Here is a 22661-nt window from a genome sequence, read left to right on the forward strand (position 1 = left end):
TATTGGTTTATAAATCATCAGCATATACTTACACACTTTATTCTGTATTCACTCAATCAGCATGTTGATCACAAAACTGTAAAAGCACAAAAAAACCAATCCGAAGATTGGTTTTTAAAATAATCATCATATGATGCAATTATCGCTCTCTTAACGCTTCTTTGGCTTTATTAAACGGTTTCAACAAGTATTCAATAATTGTTTTTTGACCTGTACGAATATCTACCGTTGCCACCATACCTGGTGTTATTGAGAAAGATTTTCCCGCCTTATTGGTCAATTTATCTTTATCGGTCCGAATATAGACTCGATAGTAGAACTGATCTTGTTTAACTTCATCACGGATGGTATCAGGAGAAATCACCGTTACTTTCCCTTCTAAGCCACCATAAATTGAATAATCATATGCTGTGATTTTTACCAATGCAGGTTGGCCCGGATGAATAAACGCAATATCTCGTGGCGAAATACGCGCTTCAATCAATAACTGCTCATCAATCGGTACAATGGTCATCAATTTACCATTTTGTGGAATAACCCCACCAATGGTTGTCACCGCAATTTCTTTTACCACACCACGTACAGGTGCTTTAAAAGTAGAGCGTTTCACCGAATCATTACGACCAGCAACAACTTGCTGTAATGATTGAATATCGGCATTGGCTCGTGCCAATTCTTCACGTGACTTTACATAATAGTCATTCCGCTTGTCGTTAATTTGATTTTCAAAATTATTGATATCTCGTTTTAAACGTAGGACTTCAACCTCAGAAGCAGCACCTTTCGCCACCAAAGGTTGTGTCATTTGCAATTCATTTTGAACCAAAGACAATGCGTGCTTTAAACCAGTAATCGACTCATCCAAATTTGCGCGACGCGAAGTATATAATGCACTTTCCTCTCTCACCAAAGCAGGAACGGCCAAAACCTGTTTTGGAAACTTGATCGCGGTACCATTCACCTCAGCCTCTAAACGTGCTGCCGTAGCCAGTGTCGCAAGTAATTTCATTTGGCTTTCACCGACTTGTGACTCGAATCGAGTAGGGTCAATTTGCGCAAGCGTCTGCCCCTTTTGAATAATATCTCCCTCTTTAACATCCAAGCTGGTCAACACACCACCATCTAAAGATTGAATCGTCTGTTCTTTGGATGAAGGAACAACTTTACCTGTTCCTGTAGAAACTTCTTCCAACTTGAATACACAGGCCCAAATCAAGAAAGCCAGCAGACCGATGGCAACAATCCAAATAATAAATGTGGATTTGGGTAACGGTGGTTCTGAAAACTTTAACGCAGAAGGATTGGTTGGTCGCTGTAAAACATTGGATGCATGATCAACTTGAGCAGATTCTGCTTCTTGAACTGTGATATTTGGGTCATTTTTTTCTTGGCTCATGTTGAAGTCCCTCCTGCATTTGCTTGCTGTGCAGGATTTAGAATGGCATCACGCGGCCCATCTTTGATAATCTTACCTTCATGCACAACGATAATACGATCAACAAGTTGCAAAACAGCAGGACGATGTGTCGCCACCACTAAGGTCCGATGACCTAGCCATTCTTTTAAATGCTGTATCAATACTTTTTCAGAAACATCATCAATCGAAGCAGTCGGTTCATCCAACAACACAATATTTGGATTTCTGAGCAATAATCGTGTGAGTAGCAGTGCTTGTTTCTGCCCTCCAGAGAATCCCACACCCCCTTCAAGAATAAGATGATCCAGACCTTCCTTTTTTTGTTCCACGATTTCTAAAGCATTGGTGATTTGTAATGCACGGATAATTTCATCATTGCTTGCCAATGGTGCACCCAAAGTTAAATTTTCACGGATGGTCCCAAAAAACAGATGCGCATTTTGATTTAGTAATGCCATATCACGACGAATATCATCAGGATCAAGCAAAGATTGATCGACACCATCCAAACTGATCTTGCCTTGTACCGGCAATTGCATTCCTGAAAGTAATTGTAATAAGCTAGATTTCCCTGCCCCATTACGCCCAAGAATTGCAACTTTTTCACCTGCATGGATTTTTAACTGTGGAATGACTAAAGTTGGGCGTGGATCATCTTCAGTATATTTAAATACCACACCTTTAAAATCATAATCACCTGAAAGGACTTTACGTTGAATCAATTGTGCCCGATCAGGACGGTCTACTGGCTTTTGCATCAGCTCATCTAAACCATTTTTAGCCACTTTGGCTTGCTGCCAACGACCGAGTACACCTGTAACTTGTGAAATCGGTGCAAGCATACGTGAAGATAAAATCGAACACGCCACTAATGCCCCCGTGGTCATATCGCCTTTCATCACCGCAAAACAACCTACTAAAACCACAATTGCATAAGTCAGTCCTTGAATTTTTTGTGTCCAAGCATTTAACCAACCCACAATTTTACGTTGCCGCATACTGACATCGGCAGATACTTCATTCATGTGATTCCATTGATTTTGAAATCTGGCTTCAGCACGTAATAACTTGATATCCTCAATACCTTGAACCGCTTCGACCAAAATCGCGTTGCGAATCGCAGACTCTCGCATCCCTTCAGTGGCCAACTGAGCCAACTTTTTCTGCACCAAGAAGCCAGGAATAATCATCAATGGCACAACCAGTAACATCACCCAAAAGATGTTGCCCCCGATAATCCAAAAGATCGCTAAAAACAGGAAGAAAAACGGTAAGTCTGCAATTGCACTGATCGTTGTTGACGTCACCAATTCACGAACACCTTCAAGTTCACGAATCTGTGAGATAAACGAACCTGTTGAACGGGCGCGATCTTTATTACGGATACGCAGTGCATGACCAAAGACGCGGTCTGAAATCTTGAGATCTGCACGTTTACCAATAATGTCTGACAAATAAACCCGTGCAATGCGCAACACAAACTCAAAAACAGCTGCAATCAATACCCCACCCGCAAGCACCCACAAGGTTGGAATAGACTGAGAAGGCACAACTCGGTCATAGACTTGCATAGAGAAAATAATGGTCGCCAATGCCAGAATATTGGCAATCATTGAAGCAACCATGATATCGGTATAACGTTTCCAATCTTTTAAAACGATGTCCCAGAACCAGCTTTTTTCATAAGGTTTGATATATTCATCAACACGTGCATCGGGAATCGAAGTTTCTGGTCGAAAAATATAAACGCGACTGGCATTGGCCTGAAGTTCATGCAAATTAAAAGTTTGTGAAAGGCCTTGATCACCACTTAACTGTAAGCTTGCATTACCCTCATTGTCGACTTTCTCGATAACCGCAACTTGACCATTATTAAATTCAACAACAACAGGCAATCGCCATGGATTCAGTACATCCGTGCTAAAGTCTGCTTTGCGAACATTCAAACCCACTTGACGGGTAATAATGGACAACATGTCGTCAATATTTGTGTATTTATTCCAATCCAGTTGCAGACGAATTTGTTCTTCAGCAGGTTGCATCCGATAATGCTGCGCAACCGTAATGATCGCTTGTAACCAGGGTTGATAATTTAATGTTTTTGTATTCATGGTTGAACTTCAAACCCCTGAATTTGAATGTTATTTAAATGGTAAGCATTTCTACTTTTACCGGTTACCTTGATATACACCGCGATCGTGTCATAGATATCAAAGCGTGCTGCTTCCCTTTCTATTCTTGAACTTTGATAGGACTGTTCTGAACTTAATAAATCTAAGATCGAACGCTTACCTAATTTATATTGTTCTTCATACAGCTCACGGGTTTTTGCTGTTGAGCGTTCCCGATCCAATAGAACCCAAATTTGCTTATCCGTGTTTTCAATACTTTCTCGTGCAATTTGTGTTTGATCCATAATATTCAGGTAAGTTGCATTCAACTTTGCCCGTGCAGCCTGTTCAGCAAAATTTGCAGCTTTGACTTGAGATCCCAGTGCACCACCTTGATAAAAATTACTGGACATCTGCACGCCGACAGAACCATCGGTATCATTTTCTAAACCGGTATTTGGATTTTGACCATTCAATGCTTTACTGACTGATCCCACCAATGAAATTGTCGGATAAGCACTCAATTGGGTTTGTTTTTTCTGACTCTGTGCAACATCAATTTCTGCTTTTGCTGCGATCATCGTGGGAATGGTATTCATTTCAGGATCATCATAAAGACCTGATTGTTTTACAAACTCATCAGGAATATTAAAATCCATTTGACTCACATCAAAACCCAATAATGTGCGTAATTTTTGTTCTTGTTGTTTTAAAAAATTTTGCTGAGTAATTAAGTAGGAACGTGCATACTCAACATAGCTTTGTGCTTGCACAGGATCGGCATTGCTACTAATTCCTGCGTCTGCTCTTAAGCGTGCAATCTCATGTAAACGACTAACCCCATTAAATTGATCTTGCGCTATTTTGATAATATTGCGATAGCGCAGTAAGGATAAAATATCTCGTGCGGTTTGAGTCGAGATATCATCAATACTGATTAATACATTGGCTTGCTCAACTGCCAATTTATTTTGTTGTGTGGTGACACTGGATTTTACTTTACCAAAGTCATAAAGCAGTTGGTTGGCTTCAACTGAATACAATTGGCGACCTTTATCATTGGAGGTAAAATCACCTGTATTCATACCCGCTTTTAACTGTGGATAATATTGCGCTTTTGCCACGTCAATATTGGCATTTTGTCCTGCTAATGTTGAAATTGTTTGAGCAATATTGGGGTTTCTTTTTACTGCAATCTGAATCGCATCTTCAAGACTTAAGATTTTCCCTTGGCTTGAATACGCATGGGTTGTTTGTGTTTGCGCTTGTTCTAAATATAAATTATTGAGCGAAGCCTTTTGTCCAGTATATGGCTTTACAACAGGGAGTTGATTCTGATTGCCTATATGTGCATCGGGTTGATATTTAAAATCGGTCAAATCCTTGAGTTGGACGGTTCTAAATGACTGATCATCCTTGGGTTTTATAAACCCTGTCACACCTTCTTTGATATTTTTTAAGTAGCTTGTTTCTTGTGTATAACCATTGTTCTGCAATAGAACCAATAAACTCACAGCACTCAAACTTTTTAACAATATAGTGGGCTTTTTTGCTATTAACATTCGCGAATGGCACCTAGAAAAGCTTTTAATTATCGGTATTGAATTATTTTGAATTATTTCCCTACCTCATTTCTATTCTAAACATTATAAAATCTAATCAAATGCTTATTTTTACTTTTTAAAGTTAAATTTCTTTAATAAAATATTTTAAATTCAAATACTAACAGCGAAAAAATGTGACTATTATCACATGAATTATAAAATTTCACATAGATCATCTCAAAAGCTGTAAATCCACAATGTGCAAATTATCATTGATGATCCAATACATTATTAAAAAATAAGCTTGATGCAAGAGAAACGTAGTCAATTGTGTACTTCAAACTAAATTTACATCTTCCAATATAATTTCTTATACACTTTAAGGTTAAAATGATGTTTCACTACCAGCCAACCTTAAACAATATAAAGATGAACATGAATAAACTGACTTGTTTCAAAGCCTATGATATTCGAGGCAAACTTGGCACAGAGCTAAATGAAGAAATCGCTTATAAAGTAGGCCGTGCTTATGGTCAAATCTATCAACCCAAAACTGTTGTCATTGGTTGTGATGTCCGTTTAACCAGCGAAGACTTAAAACAAGCAACGATTCGTGGTTTAAATGATGCTGGCGTAGATGTTCTTGATCTTGGCATGACGGGAACAGAAGAAGTTTACTTTGGTGCTTTTCATCTCGATGTTCAGGGTGGGATTGAAATCACAGCAAGCCATAATCCGATGGATTACAATGGTATGAAATTGGTTCGTGAAAATGCTCGACCAATCAGTGCAGATACGGGACTAAAAGATATCCAATCGTTGGCTGAATCGGAACAGTTCATTGAAGTTGAGAAAAAGGGTACAACTCAAAAATATAATATCCTCCCTGAATTTATTGAACACCTACTCACCTATATTGATCCAAGCAAAATCCGCCCACTTAAACTGGTGATGAATGCAGGCAATGGTGCAGCGGGTCATGTTGTTGACGCAATCGAAGAAAAATTCAAAGCGCTCAATATCCCAGTAGAATTTATTAAAATCCATAATCATCCAGATGGTACTTTCCCAAATGGTATTCCTAATCCAATCTTGGTGGAAAATCGAGATAGCACCCGCAATGCTGTTTTAATACATCATGCGGATATGGGAATTGCGTGGGATGGTGACTTTGACCGTTGTTTCTTATTCGACGAAAAAGGTCAATTCATTGAAGGCTATTATATTGTTGGATTATTAGCTCAAGCCTTTTTGTTAAAACAAGCCGGTGAAAAAATCGTACATGATCCTCGCCTAGTCTGGAATACACTGGATATCATTGAGCAGTATCAAGGGATTGCTGTTCAATCTAAATCTGGACATGCTTTTATTAAAGATGTGATGCGTGAACACAATGCAGCTTATGGCGGAGAGATGAGTGCACATCACTATTTCCGTGATTTTGCTTACTGTGACAGCGGGATGATCCCTTGGTTATTGGCGATTTTAGTGGTATCAGAAACTCAACAATCGTTATCAAGTCTGGTCGAAGGGATGATTGAACGTTTCCCTTGCAGTGGTGAAATCAACTTTAAAGTCGAAGATACACAAAAAACCATTCAAAAAATCTTTGATCATTTTGCTGATTTAAACCCTGCAATTGATCAAACAGACGGCGTTAGCCTTGATTTTGGTGCATGGCGTTTAAATGTCCGTGCATCCAATACCGAGCCATTATTACGCTTAAATATTGAAAGCCGTGCAGATAAAAATCCAAAACCAATGCAAGATTATGTAGATGAGTTAACTCAGTTGATTCAGGGTTAGTTTTAAATGGCGATAAAAAATAGGCGCTTAATGCGCCTATTTTTTACTGTTAAATTTATGCTTGATAGCCTGTTGGATTTTGTTTTTGCCAATTCCAACTGTCTGCCAACATATCTTCTAAAGTATATTTTGGCGTCCAACCTAATTCTTTAATTGCGCGTGCATTATTTGCAAATGAAGTTGCGACATCCCCCGAACGACGCGGTGCAATTTCATATGCAACAGAAACCCCATTTACCTGTTCGAAAGTGTTCTTCACTTCAAGTACAGATGAACCATTTCCTGTACCAATGTTCCAAGCACGGCAACCTTGAGCAGCTAAGCGATTGTTTAAAGCACATAAATGTGCATTGGCTAAATCAACCACATGGATATAGTCACGCACACCTGTACCATCTACAGTGTCGTAGTCATCACCATAAATCGAAAGTTTATCACGACGCCCAACAGCAACTTGAGTGACATAAGGCATTAAATTATTTGGAATACCTTGTGGGTCTTCACCAATACGGCCACTCTTATGCGCACCAACAGGATTAAAATAACGTAATAAAGCAATTGACCAACGCTCATCCGCAATTGATAGTTTTTCCAACAATTGCTCAACGATTAACTTGGTATAACCATAGTTATTTGACGGCATACCTGTCGGCATATTTTCATCTAAAGGAGAAATATTCGCTTCATCATATACAGTTGCAGACGAGCTAAAAACTAAATTAAAAACACCCGCTCTTTGCATCGCTTGAGCCAACTGTACTGATCCCGCAATATTATGATCAAAGTAAGTTAGTGGAATTTGTTGGCTTTCCCCCACTGCTTTTAAACCTGCAAAATGAATCACAGCATCGATTTTATTGTTTGAAAAAACTTGATCTAAATCATTTTGATAACGAATGTCACCTTGAACAAATTTCAGTGTTTTTCCAGTCAATTCTTGGACACGTTTTAATGATTCTTCAGAGCTATTTGATAGATTGTCTAGAACAATAACCTCATGCCCAGCCTCAAGTAACTCCACACAAGTATGCGATCCAATATAACCGGCACCACCTGTTACTAAAATATTTGCCATAAATTTTTCCAGTATATCTACTCTTTACCCAGCAAGATCTTAATTAAACCTTGTGTTGAAGCATCCAGTTGAGACACGTCTTTTTCTTTACCATTGAGAATAGGGAGTAATTGATTGGCAATTTCTTTGCCTTTTTCCACCCCCCATTGATCAAATGGATTAATATTCCAAATGACAGATTGTACAAACACTTTATGTTCATACAATGCAATCAGCATCCCTAAACTATAAGGGCTTAGTTCTTGCAACAATAGCGTTGAGCTTGGTTGATTGCCTTCATATTGTTTATATACAGGTAAGCCTGATAATTCATTGGCATTTAATGCCGTGTTACCAAAAGCCAATAATCGCGACTGTGCCAAGCAATTGGATAAAGCCAGATGATGTTGCTCAATTAAGGATTCTGCACTTTCAGCATAAGTGAATTGATTCGAATTATAACGCTGCACCGGCGCAATAAAATCACAACTCACCGCATGGGTGCCTTGATGCAAAAGCTGATAAAAAGCATGTTGCGCATTTGGGCCCACTTCGCCCCAGACAATTGGGCAGGTTTTTAAATCAACTTTTTCATTATTTCTTTGAATCGACTTCCCATTCGATTCCATCTCTAGTTGCTGTAAATAAGAAGCAAAATATTTTAGACGGCCATCATAAGGCAATACTGCATGGGTCTGAATATTTAAAAAATTATTATTCCAAACCCCAAGTAACCCCATCAGTACTGGAATATTTTGTGCAAATGAAGCTTTTTGGAAATGCTGATCAATCGCATAAGCGCCTGCGAGCAATTGTTTAAACCCATCAACACCAATCTGCAATGCAATCGGTAAACCAATACATGACCACAATGAGTAACGACCACCGACCCAATCCCAAAGTAAGAACTGGTTTTCTGGTGCAATTCCCCATTCTGTCATTTTCTCAGGCTTGGTTGAAACCCCAATAAAATGATGTTGGATCACACTGTTTTGCGTACCCAAATCTTTTTCTAACCACTGACGAACTGTTTGTGCGTTAGATAAAGTATCAATGGTACCAAAAGACTTTGATGAAATAATAAATAAGGTGGTTTCAGGGCGTAATTGATGTAGTAAATCAGAAAGCTGACTACCATCCATAGTTGAAACAAAATGTACTTTTAATGGTTTAGCAGTACTGACTTTATAGTCTGATAAGGCATGACTTACCATCAATGGTCCTAAATCAGAACCACCCACCCCAATATTGACCACATCTTGAATCACTTCACCTGTCGAACCACGACATTGTCCCGCATGAACTTTGTCAACAAGCTGATACATGCGATCTAATTGTTGATGTACCAATTCAGCCAGTTCAGGGTAATCTTGATCATGTTTCGGTAAGCGCAATGCCCAATGCATTGCTGCTCGGTCTTCCGTATAATTGATCGATTCTTCGGTAAATAAACGTTTGATCCATTGCGTTAATTGTTTTGAATCTGCAAATTTAAACAAGGCATCACATGTATTTTGGTCAATGCGATGTTTACTATAATCAAAACTCAGTTGATTAAAATGCACTGAGAACTTGTCAAAACGCTGTGGATCTTGTTCAAATAAAGCGGTCAAACGCCATTGCTGTTGTTCTGTAGCAAGATTTTGCAATCGTGCTAAATACTGCTCTCTTTGGTCATTGTCTAATATAGAATTTGTCATACTCGCCCTACACCCTGATAAGCAAAACCTTGTGCTTTGACGAAATCTGGATCTAACATATTACGACCATCGAGAATCAAAGGATGGGCCATTTTCTGTAAAAGTTGTGAATAATCAGGACTCCAATATTGCTTCCAAGCCGTCAATAAACACAATGCATGTGCATTTTCTACTGCTTGGTATTGATCATGACATAAAATCAAATCAGCGCGTTCACCATAGAAATTGGCTACCCGCTCTAAAGCTTGTGGATCATGCAACTGAACAATCGCGCCTTGTGCCCAAAGTGCTTCAAGCATGGCATGAATCGGTGAATTCTCAATACTCGAGGTATTTTCTTTAAAAGAAGCACCCCAAATCGCCACAACTTTACCTGTTAACTGCCCTTGATAGTAATTCCACAGTTTTCTAAATAAAATTTCTTTTTGTTGTTCATTGATATTCCAAACCTGATCCAGCAATTGGCTTTTGATCCCTGAACCTGCCACTGTACCTGTTAAGGTTAAAATATCATGAGAGAAGTTTTCCCCACCAAAACCGACACCTGCAGATAAATATGATGCGCCAATTCGACTATCAGATGCTAATCCCTGTTTAACATTATGGATATCAATATTTAATTTTTCAGCGACTTGCGCCATATCATTCATATAACTGATGCGTGTTGCCAACATGCCAGAAATACTCAATTTGGTAAATTCAGCATCTAAAAATGGCATAAACAGATATTGATGTTTTAACTGAAAAAAAGGCCTTAATAATTCTTTGATAATCTGTTGTGTCGCGGAGTTATCCACACCAACAATCACTTGCTTTAGATCGATAAAACTTTGAATCGCATTGCCTTCTTGAATGGTGTCTGGCAAATAAGCCCAATGATCAGCCACTAAAATTTGTTTTAGTTCTTCAGTACCTTGTAAACCGAATGTAGAACCATTGATCATCAGTCTTGGATGAATAATAGGAGAACGTTTTAATTCTTCAGCCAAGTGTTTGGCTTGATCAAATTCAGAAGGATTAAAACTGAATAAAAAAACTTCACTTTGTAATTGAAGTTGTTTTAACCCGACCAATTGAATTGAATTGTTCTTAATCTGTTTTTGAATGAGTTGATTTAAATCTTCATCTTGGTAGTGTACTGAGGATTGATGATCAGCGCCTACTCGGGGACACCAATACACGTGGTGTCCATATTCAGCAAACAAGCCAGCGAGTACGCCAGCTTGGAGTGTTGTGCCAAATACACAAATATTCATATCAGATCCAATTATTATAAATTCAATTCTTTGATGAGCAATTTAAATTCTTCACCCAATTTAGGATGCTCCACAGCATAGTGTAATACTGCTTTTAAATAACCAATTTTACTACCACAGTCGAAAGTCTGACCTTTCATACGATAAGCTTCGACTTTTTCCAATTTTTGTAATGCAGCAATGGCATCCGTCAATTGGATTTCATTACCCGCACCTTTAGGTGTCTGTTCTAATAATTGCATAATTTTAGCAGGCAGTACATAACGACCCACTACAGATAAATTTGAAGGTGCACTACCGACTGCAGGCTTCTCTATAATACCTTTCATCACGATACTTTCACCCTCAACAGGTGAAGATGCAACATCCACAATACCATATTGATCCACAAGATGATCAGGAACCGCCTCTACCATAATCTGCGAAGCTTTAGATGTATTAAAACGATGAATCATTCTCGCTAAATCATTTTCTGTACTTTTTTCTTTCACTAAAACATCTGGTAATAACACAGCAAAGTCATCATTTCCAATTACTGATTTCGCACATAAAACAGCATGCCCTAAACCCAATGGCTGAGGTTGACGGACACTCACCACACTGACATGTTTTGGTAAAATTTCAGTAATTTCTTTAAGTAGATCAAATTTTTTCTTATTTTCTAAGGTTGTTTCCAGTTCAAAATTACGATCAAAATAATTTTCTATGGATGCTTTTGAAGAATGTGTCACTAAAATGATTTGTTCAATTCCAGCAGCTACAGCTTCTTTGACAACATACTCAATTGCAGGACGATCTACAACAGTCACCATTTCTTTAGGGATTGATTTACTTGCAGGTAAGAAACGTGTCCCTAGTCCAGCAACAGGAAGAATGGCTTTTTTGATCATGATTTTACAACTTCAACTCAATTTTTAAGATTTTACTTCATCATTTTTAGTTTGTGTATCATTCCCCTTAAATAGGGAAGGACCTACATGACCTGGAGCATTAACACCCTCTCGATTTGTCATTACAGAAACTGTCTTAAACATAATTTTAAAGTCTACAAATACATTATGATGGTCTACATACCAAACATCACATTTAAAACGTTCTTCATAATCAAGTTCATTACGTCCACTAATTTGAGCTAATCCTGTCATACCTGGACGAACTTCTAAACGGCGTGCTTGTTCAGGTGAATAAAGTTCAACAAATTCTTTCAGCATTGGTCGTGGTCCAACCACACTCATATCACCTTTTAAAACATTAATCAGTTGAGGCATTTCATCCAAACTGGTTGAACGTAATTTTTGTCCAAAAGGTGTAATCCGTTGCTCATCAGGTAAGGGATTACCATTGGCATCTTTGGCATCCTTCATGGACCGGAACTTCATCATTTTAAAAAGCTTACCGTTTTTGCCTGGACGCTCTTGATAGAAAAAAATGGGAGAGCCTAAGTTCTTACGTACTTTATATGCCACAATTAAAAAAATTGGCGAAAGTAAAATAAGTGCTATTGAAGCAATAAAAATATCAATTAATCTTTTCATTTAGATCTTTTAAACCCATGATCTCTATAAGTTTGGAATTCACTTTTTCAGCATCAAATTTTTCTTGAGCTATTTGATAACTCTTCAACCCCATTATATTCACTTGCTCAGGGTTCTCTATAAAGTAACACATTTTTTCTGCCAAAGCTTCTGGATTCCACTTAGGGACAAGAAAACCATTCACACTATCCTCAACAGTTTCACGACAACCAGGAACATCTGTCGTAATCACAGGACGCCCTATTGCCATTGCTTCTTGCGTACTCCGTGGTACACCTTCACGATAATAAGATGGTAAAACAAAAACTGCACTATCTTGTATGCGTTTGGCAACATCGGTTACAAAACCTGGGTAATCAATCAATCCTGAAGCAATTAGTTCATCTAGTTGGTTTTTGGACAACCCAAATGGATTTTCTATATCTAAACCACCAATGATTGTAAATTTTATACCTTTATGCTTTTTTCTAACAATTTTAGCAGCTTCAACAAAATCAAAAATTCCTTTTTCAGCTATTAACCGAGCAATAAAAATAAATGAAATATTTGAAGATTCATCCCATTTTTTATAAGGATAATCATTTAAATTAAGCCCAATCGGCCCTAGGATATTAATTGAGTTACTTTTATGTTTTATTTTATTTGTATATATCAAATCATGAGGGTCATCACTATTTAAAAAAATAATTTTATCAATAAATGGAAAAACTATGCGATAAAGGGTGATTTGAAAAATTTTAATCAATTTAACTTTTAATGACTGGCCATTTTGATGTTCAGTAAATGGGGTACCTAATCCTTCTATCATACCGATTATTTTTGGTGTCTTACATAATTTTGACGCTAAAGATCCATAAACGACTGGTTTGGTAAAGTATGAAAGTACTAAGTCTGGATTAATTTTTTCAATTTCTGATTTTAAGCTAAGTAATGCCTGTATATCAGAGAATGGATTCAGTCCTCCGCGACTCATTTTATAAGTTACAGGTGTTGCTCCTAATATTGATATTTCCTCTAATTGTTTGTCGTTATACTCACAAGTAAAAGCAAAAACTTCATATCCATAAAGTACCATTTTTTTTATTAAGTCGGACCTAAACCCTGTAATACTATCGGCTGTAGTGCCAATTAAAATAATCTTATTCAAAAAAACCTCCATCATTAAAAAGAATTTGATAAGAAATTAATAATATAATTTTGATATGGTATCCAGCCATAATCAGCCCAACTACCAAAGTTTAGCCATATAAAAAAAGTAAAAGAAAAAAATATAAATAGATAAAGGTTTAGAAAATTTCTTTTTTTCAAACTTAATATTTCACAAACTTTGGCATAAATTAAAATATCAAAAAAAGATAAGTACAGATTAAATCGATCTGATAATGTCGAAAAAACAAACGCCAAGGCAAAACAATATACAACCAAAACGACCATATAATCCAATATATAAATATTGCCTTTATATTCATTTTCAAAAAATTTTCTAAAATACAAATATAAACCAACTGGAACCAAATGAAAAAGAGCCCTAAAAACAGCTCCACTTGATGAAACATCATTTCCAGAAACATAAATATTTGCATCATTTACTGATGCCAAATATAAAATATATGTAATAAAAAATAATGAAACTAAAGTATATGTTGCCAAAATCAATTTTCCAATTTTCCAATTTTTGAAGTAAAAAACTGGTAAAAAAACAATAAAAATAATTGCTGTTTTATGAAACAAGGTTGCCAGTAATAATAAAAATAAAAATTTATAAGTCTTATTATTAATTAAAAAATACAACCCCATAAGTAATAATGAAATACTTACTGATTGCCTAATGTAATTCATAGAAACTACAACTACTAAATAAGTATAACTAACAAAAAGAGGAACCCAAAAATATTGAAATTTTTTAGAAAACTTATAAAAAGTATAAATAAAAATTGCAGCACACACACTATTTACAAAGATCATATCTTTAAAGTTAAAATAGTTCCCAACATAATTTACAAAAGCATAACCTGGATCATTATAAAATAAAGCCTCTTTCAGAGATAAACCTCCTATATGTTGATACAATAATAAATAATCATCCCTATCAACACCGACTTCAAATCTAAAACCCACAAAAATATAAATAATAAGTATTGTTAAAAAGAATATTTTTTTTGACAATACTTTATTATTACTCAAAATTGAAAATACTGATAAAAAAAACCAGAAAAACCAGAAAAACCAATAGATTAGCATAACCTAAACGCCTTTATCAATCAAAAGACCTTTGAGAAACTCTTCAAATTTACAGTTATTTAAAATATAATCCCAGCTATATGTATCCATATTTGGAATATTTGAAGTTTTTAAGTCCATTTCTATTTTATCATTTAGATTTTCAATCCAAACAGGTTCATATTCCAGATTAGAACAAAAGCATTCAATCCAATGATATTTATTAGTTATTAGTTTTAAACCTGATGCTAAATATTCCAAAGTTTTCGTACTTGTTTGTATATTAAAGGGATAAATATTAGGGGTATAGTTTAAACCATATTCAGCATTAGCATAAAGCCCAGGCAAAAATTCTCTACCAACTTTACCTGTCATTGTTATATTATTCTTATTAAAAATTTTCTGTATATCACCCTCAACTTCACCAACAACAATAACCTTATTCTTTTTTGAAAGTTTAATTAGAATATCAACCAGCCCTATCCTTCCATTTATTGAGCCTGAATAAATTATATCATAATCAACATTTTTTTTAGGAGTTTGAAATAAACTACTGTCTACCCCCATGTCTCTTTCGATAAAAGGAATATTATCATTAAAATTTAAACCATTCTTAACTTTCTCATTCAAAAAAATCCTTCCATCTGGCTTCAGATTCACCAACCTCTTTAGAGTATCTTTTATTTTGACATAAGGTGGTATAGATAAGCTTTGATATTCATGAACTTCTAAAGCTCCTATTTTTTTCTTTGTCCAAAGAGGCCTTAACCCCATAAAATAAATATTTATATCGTTATTTATATCTAAATCATAGTCTAATTGAACATGATGTCCTCTACCTATTAAGTATTTTTGATATGCAAATGCTTCCGGTGTATATGCATTTCGTTTCAAAGTTATACCGATCTTCATTTTAACATACCTAATTCAAACTACTCTTCGATCCAAATACTTAGTAATTGTTTATAAATTACATCAGCATCATGATATTTCTTAATGTACGATACAGCATTAGTCGAAATTTTTTTCATTTCATTTGGATTTTTTACAAGATATTCAAGCTTATTAAACAAATAATCTTCATTTGGTAATGCATTAATTAAATATTCAATATCATTCTCTTGTAAATACTCTCTAAGTTCTTCTGAATACCCACTAAATACTACCTTTCCAGAGGCCATTCCTAAAAGACCATTGATCCCTTGATCCATACTAAAACATTGATCAATAAAAATATGTGCATTGGAGAATTTTTGTATATATTCAGAATATGGCAAACCGCTAACGATTTCATAATTAATTTTATCTGGGTACTTATTTTTTAATTTTTTAATAGCACGATCAAAAATATCATTACCTTTTCGTAATTCTTTATTATGTTGCCAACCATGAAAAATATTAATTTTTTCCGAAAAAAAATCCACATCATTATTTTCATTCGGTTCAATGATTAATGAGACCAGATCACTACATTTCTCTATACCCTGACTTTGATATGCATAATAGTAATCAAATAAACCAGGTATAATTTTTTTGACATTATCAAGTACTAAATTATTTAACTTAATATAACCAATACCATAAACATACAACAATGCCCAACTATAGCGATAAAAATTTTTCAAAGTTAACCTATCAAACATAGAATATATAACTTTTTTCTCAAGGCAATTTTTTACCCAAACATAATCATCACCTAAAGCTGATAGATAGACTTTTTTATTCTGCTTAAATATTTTTCTTAAAAAGTAAATATTAGCAAATGAACCAAATTCACCTAAAGGATTGGTATTAATAATTTGCACAACATCAAAATCTTTTAACAATTCTATCTTTTTTTTATATTTTTTTATCGCTAAAATTCCTTTTATTCCAAATACATCTAAGAAAATATAAAAAATTTTTAAAATTATTGAACTTGTTTCTTTTTTTATATATTTAATATTAAAATCTGCGCCTGAAAAATTTTTATATGCATCACCATCATGAATCCAAACAACATCGTGGCCTTCTTGTTTTAATTTTTTACTTAAATGAGTGTAAGCACCGGAATACTCTCCAATCAATAAAATTTTCATTATTTTTTATCACCTAAACTTTTAAAAACATAAACACTCATTACAATCCAATACATTCCGTAATTAAGTAAATGAGCAATTGATACACCTTCAAACCCATGTAGCTGAGTACATACATAAGTTAGTAAAATTGAGGTTATAGCAAAAATAATTTCAGTTGTTATAAATAGCTTGGTCATTGCTTTACTCAACATGAGATAAGCTAAAATCCAGCTCCCAATTTTTAAAGAATCACCAATTACTTGCCAAAAGAACAAATCTCGCATAGGTAAAAAAGCCTGCGTGAACAGCAACTTAATTATCCAATCTCTTAATAAATAAACAAAAAGACCACCAACCACAGCCAATGGAAATATAAATTTATAGCCAAGATAGACTTCTGATTTAATTTCCTGAACTTTTGAGAGTTCTGAAAGTCTCGGGAGGTAATATACACCTAGCGTGGTTGTTACAAGCATTAAATAAGCGGCACTCAGGCGAACCATCGCTTCCCAATAACCGGCATATGTTAAGCCATATTCATATGTTAAGTAACTTCGTATGACCATTTGCGAAAGAGGAACACAAACCGCACTTACTAAAGCCATCAATGCAAACGCTGCAAATTTTTTTGCTATATCTTTGTCTATTTTACCAAATAAATATGAGAGCCTAAACCAGTTAGCCTTATAACATAAAAATAAAGTCGCAAAAAAGACCAATGATTGGTAAATTGAAAGCGCAACTAATGCGCCATATAAATTGTATTTGATTGCTAATGCGCTTGTAATCGCTAACGAAAACAAGCTCCCAACTATATTGGCTATAACCAACTTTAAAACTTCTTTTTTACCATTTAAAATTGCTAAAAAAAATGCATTAAATGTAAAAAATGTTAAAAATGTTGCAAACCATACAAAAACTGATTGATATATAGTTGTATGAAAAATATAAATAGAAAGTTGCTTTTGAAAGATTAAAATCAATATCGAAAACAACAAACTAAATATTAAAACTATACTTCCAGCAGTTCTCCAAATGGATTGCTGCTTATGCTCATCTTCATAGTATTCAGCTGTGTATTTAATAACTGCGGTATTTATTGCATTTCCAGCAAATGTTGTCACCATTTGAATAAAATTTTGAAACTGCCCAATAGCAGCATAACCTGCTGGACCAACGTAAACAGCCAAAATTTTATTTAGCGCAAACATTGTTGCTGTTTTTATTAAAACAGCAATTCCGTTCAATATACTGGTTTTCAGTAAATTCATTGTTAAACTTTAAATGCATTACAAAGCTGAATCACTTTTTTCGCTTCTTCTAAGCTCAATGTTGGTCCAATAGGTAAGCTTAGGACTTCTGCATGAATCTGTTCAGATATTGGATAACTTAAATTATTCCATTCTTTGTAGGCCTGTTGCTTATGTGGTGGAATAGGATAATGAATTAGAGTTTGGACACCATTATCAGCTAGATATTTCTGTAAAGCTTCACGATACTCAACTTTAATCACAAACAAATGCCAAACGTGTTGTTGATATTCTTCAGCATTGATATCGCTTAATGGAAGCTTTATTAAAGAATTTCTGATTTCTGTTAAATATAAGTTAGCTATTTTACGTCTATGTTGTGTTTCTCTATCTAAAAACTTTAGTTTTATATCAAGCATGGCCGCTTGGATTTCATCAAGTCGACTATTTACCCCTGGCACCAAGTTCTTATATTTTTCATGAGACCCATAATTACGAAGAGCACACAACATTTGAGCAAGCTCTTTATCATTGGTTGTTATTACACCAGCATCACCAAGTGCACCTAGATTCTTACCAGGATAAAAACTAAAACCTGAGGCATCCCCCCAATTTCCTGCTCTTCTGCCATTTACTTCAGCGCCATGTGATTGAGCAGAATCTTCTAAAACTAATAAATTATACTTTTTTGCAATTTCCATGATTTGTGGCATAGAAGCTAATTGACCATATAAATGGACAGGTAGAATCACTTTTGTTTTTGATGTAATTGCAACCTCAATTTTTGCAGGATCAATATTATAAGTAGCAATATCTGGTTCAACTAAAACAGGTGTCAAACTATTTGCTGTAATTGCCAAAATACTTGCGATGTACGTATTCGAGGGGACGATGACCTCATCACCATCCTTTAATTTCCCAAGCTCTTTCCAAGCCCGAAGTGTAAGAATTAATGCATCTAAACCATTCGCAACACCTATTGCGAACTTTACTTCACAATATTCAGCAAAGTTTCGCTCAAACTTCTCTAACTCACCACCACCAATATACCAGCCTGAATCAATAACACGAGTACACGCCTCTATTAGTTCATCTCTATATTGTTTATTAATATTTTTTAAGTCTAAGAAAGGAATCATATTATTTCCACTGAATTAATTTTAAATATAGCTTTTAATAACTTTAGCAGGATTACCAGCTATCAATGAACCATTTGGGTATTTCCCAGCCAATACTACACTTCCAGCAGCAACAATACTGTCATCTCCAATTTCTACACCCTTGAGGATTGTACAATTCCATCCAATCCACACATTGTTTCCTATTTTTATTTCCTGTTTTCCAACACTATCAAATGGAAAGCTTTCTCCTTTAACTTGCCTAGAACGTAACTTTGGATCTACTGGATGGAAATCAGTATCTGAGATAATTGTAGAAGATGCTATTTGGCACTCTTCACCAATTACTACTTTTTTATACGAAACTATACAAACACCATTCAACATAGTATTGTTACCAATCTTAATAAGCCCATCATAACCCGTTACAAATTTACAACGATACGTCAATGCCGTGTTAGTTTTTTTAAAATCTGAGTTAAGTACCACCTTGTTTCCTAAAAAAACCTTTCCATTTCTAGGTAACTTGAAATGCGGTAACTGACCCAATATTCTTACATCGTTTTCACAAAAAACATGGCTTTTATTGAGTTTTTTTAATAAAAAAATCTTAATAGAATTTAGCATCTTTCATATATCCAAAAAAGTAATATCATTTACAATAAAATCAGGAGAGTAAAGTTGAAGCTTCGCTTTGGACATAAAACCACTTAAGACTGCATAAGTAGTCATACCAAGATCTTTTCCTGTCATAATATCATGCCCAGTATCTCCAACAAACCAATCTTCAATGGAAAAATTTAAATCGCTATCAATTAATAATTGTTTTTTTGTTTTTTTTTGCTCAGTTACAAAAACCTCTTGAAAAAAATCCAATACTCCCAGCTTATTTAGCTGCTTAGTTGCTTGTGAAAGAGACTGCCTCGCGGTACAAATATAGAGTTGATTACTTTTACTTATTTCACATAAAAAACTTTCTGCTCCATTAATTAAAGTATCCATCTCTAAGTATTTATCTCTCTCTATATTTTTCATCCAGTTGTTAACAAAAAGCTCTATCTCATCCTCAGAATATTTAAATTCATTTTTTAAAATATCTTGATTAGTATTACCTAAAAATTTTAACTTCCAATATGAGTCAAATGTTAATTCCTTTGTTTCAACAAGGTCACAAAAAAGTTCATAGAGTCTTTTTTTTGAGCAAATCAATGTTCCATCTAAATCAAATACTATTTTCATATTTTTCTTTCATATATTCATATTCAGCTTTTAAGCCATTCATTAAATCTGTCTCATTTTTTAAAAGAGTATTTAATAAAAGATCATTATTAAATACGAGATTTCTTTTTTCATGATTTGACTCTTTTTGTTCTATATCTATAGGCTTACCACTAATTTCAATTAGTTTAGATAACAATTCTTTAATAGAAATAGAAACACCTGACACAACATTAACATTAATATTACTTAGAGGTGCTTTAATTGCATTTATTATAGAGTCAACAACATCGCTTATAAAAATCAAGCTTCTTAGTTCACTACCATCACCAAATACTTCCACATTTTTATCTTCCAATATTCTTTGGATCGAAATAGGTAAAACCTTTTTATATTTTTCTTCTCCTGGCCCATAAACATGCCCTATTCTTAAGTTAATATAATCAACACCCTTTTTATGAGAAAAATATTTTACCATTTCTTCACAATAAAATTTAGAGGAACCATATAAACTTATAGGTTTAATTACAGACTCCTCTGAAAGAACTTCTGTAGTAAAAGCATATACATCTAAAGTACTCAGATTAACAAATCTAGTCAGACTCATTAATTTAAATGAAAGTAACTCTTTTAGATATTCAATATTACTAAAACATGCATCTAAATCATTAGAACTTTTTGAATCTTTTGGTGTAAATGCGCCAGCATGAATAATATGAGTAATATCATCAAAAAAATCTGTATTCAAACCAAATTCTTTATAAGTTTTATATTGCACACAATTCACACTGGGAATTTCTTTTGATGTTAAAACGACTATAGACTCTTTACCAAGAGCTTCAATTAACCCCGTTAGTACATGACTACCAATAAAGCCAGATGCTCCTGTTAATAAAATCTTCATCCAAAAATAATCCTTTGCTCAATATCCCCTTCTTTAAGTAACTTTGGTTGTGTATCCATCCCTCTTAACCATATCAAACCATTTTCCAAAGGATTAACCACCCCTTTATTTATCATAAGTTTTTCACCAAGCGCTAATTGCTTAAAAATTTCAGGGAAATTCATTCCAGCTTCTGTAAAAAATCTTACTGTAGTAAAAAATCTCGATATGTTGATTTCAGTTGGATTTGGAATTCCATTTTTATCATAAGCCATATCTACTCCAAAAATTCCATGTGGCTTATCACTCACAGCTTTAACCGTATTGATCGCTATTTCATTAATTTGATCATCTGAAATCGTCACACCAACTTTAGTTACTCCAGTTACTCCAGAAATAGCTCTATTACCATGTGTCCAGCCTTTTCTTGCACGTGTTTGCGCTACAATCAATTCACCTTCATGCCAAATTGAGAGCCATGTCACTGTTTTTGGTGTTAACATCTCAGCAGCAATAAAATCACCCCATCCATTATAATGATCGATCCATGATTTAGCTAAGGAATAGTCGTTAGTAGGTAAAGCCCCTTTTCCGCCACCACCGATCCCACTATCTCTGAGCCAAATTTTACCTTCAGAATCACTAAGCTCTTTAAATGCTTTTTTTAAATCATCTTCTGTATTAATTTTAATATTTTCAGGAACGACGACACCAGCCTTTTTAAATGCTAAATAAGATTTATATTTATGTACGCAAGTATCTATCACAGAATGTTCAGGCATAAAAATTTTAACGCCTGTTGCCTGAATATCATCTCTAATTAATGATGCATAATAAATTTCCAAATCATTTTGAAAATGAACTAAATCTGGCTTCTCAGTTGTTAAAATTTTTAAAAGTGATTTTTTATATTCAGGTGTATTTGCATAAGGAATATAATACTTTCTTTCAGCAGCAGATAAGATTAGATCCGTTGGCTCTGATCCCATCCCAATAACTTCATTCGCTGGATTTTGTTTTAATGAATAAATCACACCTTCTGAAGGTGCTCCACCAGCTCCGGCTATCAAAATTTTTGACATTACACGTTTCTCTCTATTAATTGTTTAAATTGCATATAATCACGAATATAATCATTCTCATCATAATAATCACTTGCCAACACCAACATAATGCAATTATCTGAGAAATCATGCATTTCATGCCAAACCATAGGGGGAATTAGCAATCCTTTATTAGACTGATCAATCCAAACTTCCTGTTTTTCAACACCATTATCCATCAACATTTTGCATTTACCTTTTATACAAAATGCTATTTGTTTTAATTCTTTATGGGCATGAAACCCACGGGGAGCATCAGGTTTTACATTAAAAATATAATAAAGACGTTTAATATCAAAAGGGATACTTTTATTTGTCTCTAAAACAATTAACGAGCCACGATGATCGCCTAAATCAGGTATTTCAATCCATTCAATTAAGCTCAT

The 22661-nt window shown here is 34.6% G+C and carries 20 protein-coding genes; 1 reads left to right on the plus strand and 19 read right to left on the minus strand.

The window, feature by feature from the left end:
• Window positions 1-139: 139 nt before the first annotated feature.
• From F981_RS16380 to F981_RS16390, 3 genes are read right to left on the minus strand one after another with little or no spacing between them, the layout of a single operon-like run.
• On the minus strand, window positions 140-1396 hold the full coding sequence (locus F981_RS16380) for an HlyD family type I secretion periplasmic adaptor subunit (RefSeq protein WP_004723488.1): 1257 nt from the start codon (window positions 1394-1396) through the stop codon (window positions 140-142).
• A complete protein-coding gene (locus F981_RS16385) occupies window positions 1393-3528 on the minus strand; it encodes a type I secretion system permease/ATPase (RefSeq protein WP_004723489.1) in 2136 nt (711 codons plus the stop codon). Before F981_RS16385 ends, F981_RS16380 begins: the two co-directional genes overlap by 4 nt.
• Window positions 3525-5090, minus strand: coding sequence for a TolC family protein (locus tag F981_RS16390; RefSeq protein ID WP_004723490.1), 1566 nt, complete (start codon window positions 5088-5090; stop codon window positions 3525-3527). The genes F981_RS16385 and F981_RS16390 overlap by 4 nt, the downstream gene beginning before the upstream one ends.
• Before the next feature lie 417 nt (window positions 5091-5507).
• Here F981_RS16390 and F981_RS16395 point away from each other — a divergent pair, with 417 nt between their 5' ends.
• Window positions 5508-6878: a phosphohexomutase domain-containing protein gene (locus F981_RS16395; protein ID WP_035372168.1), complete on the plus strand. Its 1371-nt coding sequence runs from the start codon at window positions 5508-5510 to the stop codon at window positions 6876-6878.
• Window positions 6879-6933: 55 nt separating this feature from the next.
• Here F981_RS16395 and galE read toward each other — a convergent pair whose 3' ends face one another.
• From galE to F981_RS16475, 16 genes are read right to left on the minus strand one after another with little or no spacing between them, the layout of a single operon-like run.
• The gene (galE, locus tag F981_RS16400) at window positions 6934-7953 is read right to left on the minus strand and encodes a UDP-glucose 4-epimerase GalE (protein WP_004723492.1); all 1020 of its coding nucleotides are present in this window, start codon (window positions 7951-7953) and stop codon (window positions 6934-6936) included.
• Between the two features lie 17 nt (window positions 7954-7970).
• Window positions 7971-9632 carry a glucose-6-phosphate isomerase gene (gene pgi, locus F981_RS16405; RefSeq protein WP_004723493.1) on the minus strand — a complete coding sequence of 554 codons (1662 nt, stop codon included), beginning with the start codon at window positions 9630-9632 and terminating at the stop codon, window positions 7971-7973.
• Entirely contained in the window at window positions 9629-10888 is a 1260-nt protein-coding gene (locus F981_RS16410; RefSeq protein ID WP_004723494.1) for a nucleotide sugar dehydrogenase, read from the minus strand. Before F981_RS16410 ends, pgi begins: the two co-directional genes overlap by 4 nt.
• Window positions 10889-10902: 14 nt before the next feature.
• On the minus strand, window positions 10903-11778 hold the full coding sequence (galU, locus tag F981_RS16415; protein ID WP_004723496.1) for a UTP--glucose-1-phosphate uridylyltransferase GalU: 876 nt from the start codon (window positions 11776-11778) through the stop codon (window positions 10903-10905).
• 24 nt (window positions 11779-11802) lie between these two features.
• Entirely contained in the window at window positions 11803-12423 is a 621-nt protein-coding gene (locus F981_RS16420) for a sugar transferase (protein WP_004723497.1), read from the minus strand.
• Entirely contained in the window at window positions 12407-13585 is a 1179-nt protein-coding gene (locus F981_RS16425; protein ID WP_004723498.1) for a glycosyltransferase family 4 protein, read from the minus strand. The genes F981_RS16420 and F981_RS16425 overlap by 17 nt, the downstream gene beginning before the upstream one ends.
• Entirely contained in the window at window positions 13585-14664 is a 1080-nt protein-coding gene (locus F981_RS16430; protein WP_004723499.1) for an EpsG family protein, read from the minus strand. Before F981_RS16430 ends, F981_RS16425 begins: the two co-directional genes overlap by 1 nt.
• Window positions 14665-14667: 3 nt before the next feature.
• Window positions 14668-15555: a glycosyltransferase family protein gene (locus F981_RS16435; RefSeq protein ID WP_004723500.1), complete on the minus strand. Its 888-nt coding sequence runs from the start codon at window positions 15553-15555 to the stop codon at window positions 14668-14670.
• Window positions 15556-15575: 20 nt separating this feature from the next.
• A complete protein-coding gene (locus tag F981_RS16440; RefSeq protein ID WP_004723502.1) occupies window positions 15576-16721 on the minus strand; it encodes a glycosyltransferase in 1146 nt (381 codons plus the stop codon).
• Complete coding sequence (locus tag F981_RS16445) at window positions 16721-17974, minus strand: O-antigen translocase (RefSeq protein ID WP_004723503.1); 1254 nt, start codon at window positions 17972-17974, stop codon at window positions 16721-16723. The genes F981_RS16440 and F981_RS16445 overlap by 1 nt, the downstream gene beginning before the upstream one ends.
• A gap of 2 nt (window positions 17975-17976) precedes the next feature.
• Entirely contained in the window at window positions 17977-19092 is a 1116-nt protein-coding gene (locus F981_RS16450) for a DegT/DnrJ/EryC1/StrS family aminotransferase (protein WP_004723505.1), read from the minus strand.
• 21 nt (window positions 19093-19113) lie between these two features.
• A complete protein-coding gene (locus F981_RS16455; RefSeq protein WP_004723506.1) occupies window positions 19114-19698 on the minus strand; it encodes an acyltransferase in 585 nt (194 codons plus the stop codon).
• Between the two features lie 3 nt (window positions 19699-19701).
• Window positions 19702-20310, minus strand: a complete 609-nt coding sequence (locus tag F981_RS16460; protein WP_004723507.1) for an HAD family hydrolase — start codon at window positions 20308-20310, stop codon at window positions 19702-19704.
• On the minus strand, window positions 20294-21193 hold the full coding sequence (locus F981_RS16465; RefSeq protein ID WP_004723508.1) for an NAD-dependent epimerase/dehydratase family protein: 900 nt from the start codon (window positions 21191-21193) through the stop codon (window positions 20294-20296). The genes F981_RS16460 and F981_RS16465 overlap by 17 nt, the downstream gene beginning before the upstream one ends.
• Complete coding sequence (locus F981_RS16470) at window positions 21190-22254, minus strand: ATP-grasp domain-containing protein (RefSeq protein WP_004723509.1); 1065 nt, start codon at window positions 22252-22254, stop codon at window positions 21190-21192. The genes F981_RS16465 and F981_RS16470 overlap by 4 nt, the downstream gene beginning before the upstream one ends.
• Window positions 22254-22661 carry a sugar 3,4-ketoisomerase gene (locus tag F981_RS16475; RefSeq protein ID WP_004723510.1) on the minus strand — a complete coding sequence of 136 codons (408 nt, stop codon included), beginning with the start codon at window positions 22659-22661 and terminating at the stop codon, window positions 22254-22256. The genes F981_RS16470 and F981_RS16475 overlap by 1 nt, the downstream gene beginning before the upstream one ends.

Origin of the sequence: Acinetobacter guillouiae CIP 63.46 (assembly GCF_000368145.1) — a bacterium.
Taxonomy (GTDB): Bacteria; Pseudomonadota; Gammaproteobacteria; order Pseudomonadales; family Moraxellaceae; genus Acinetobacter; species Acinetobacter guillouiae.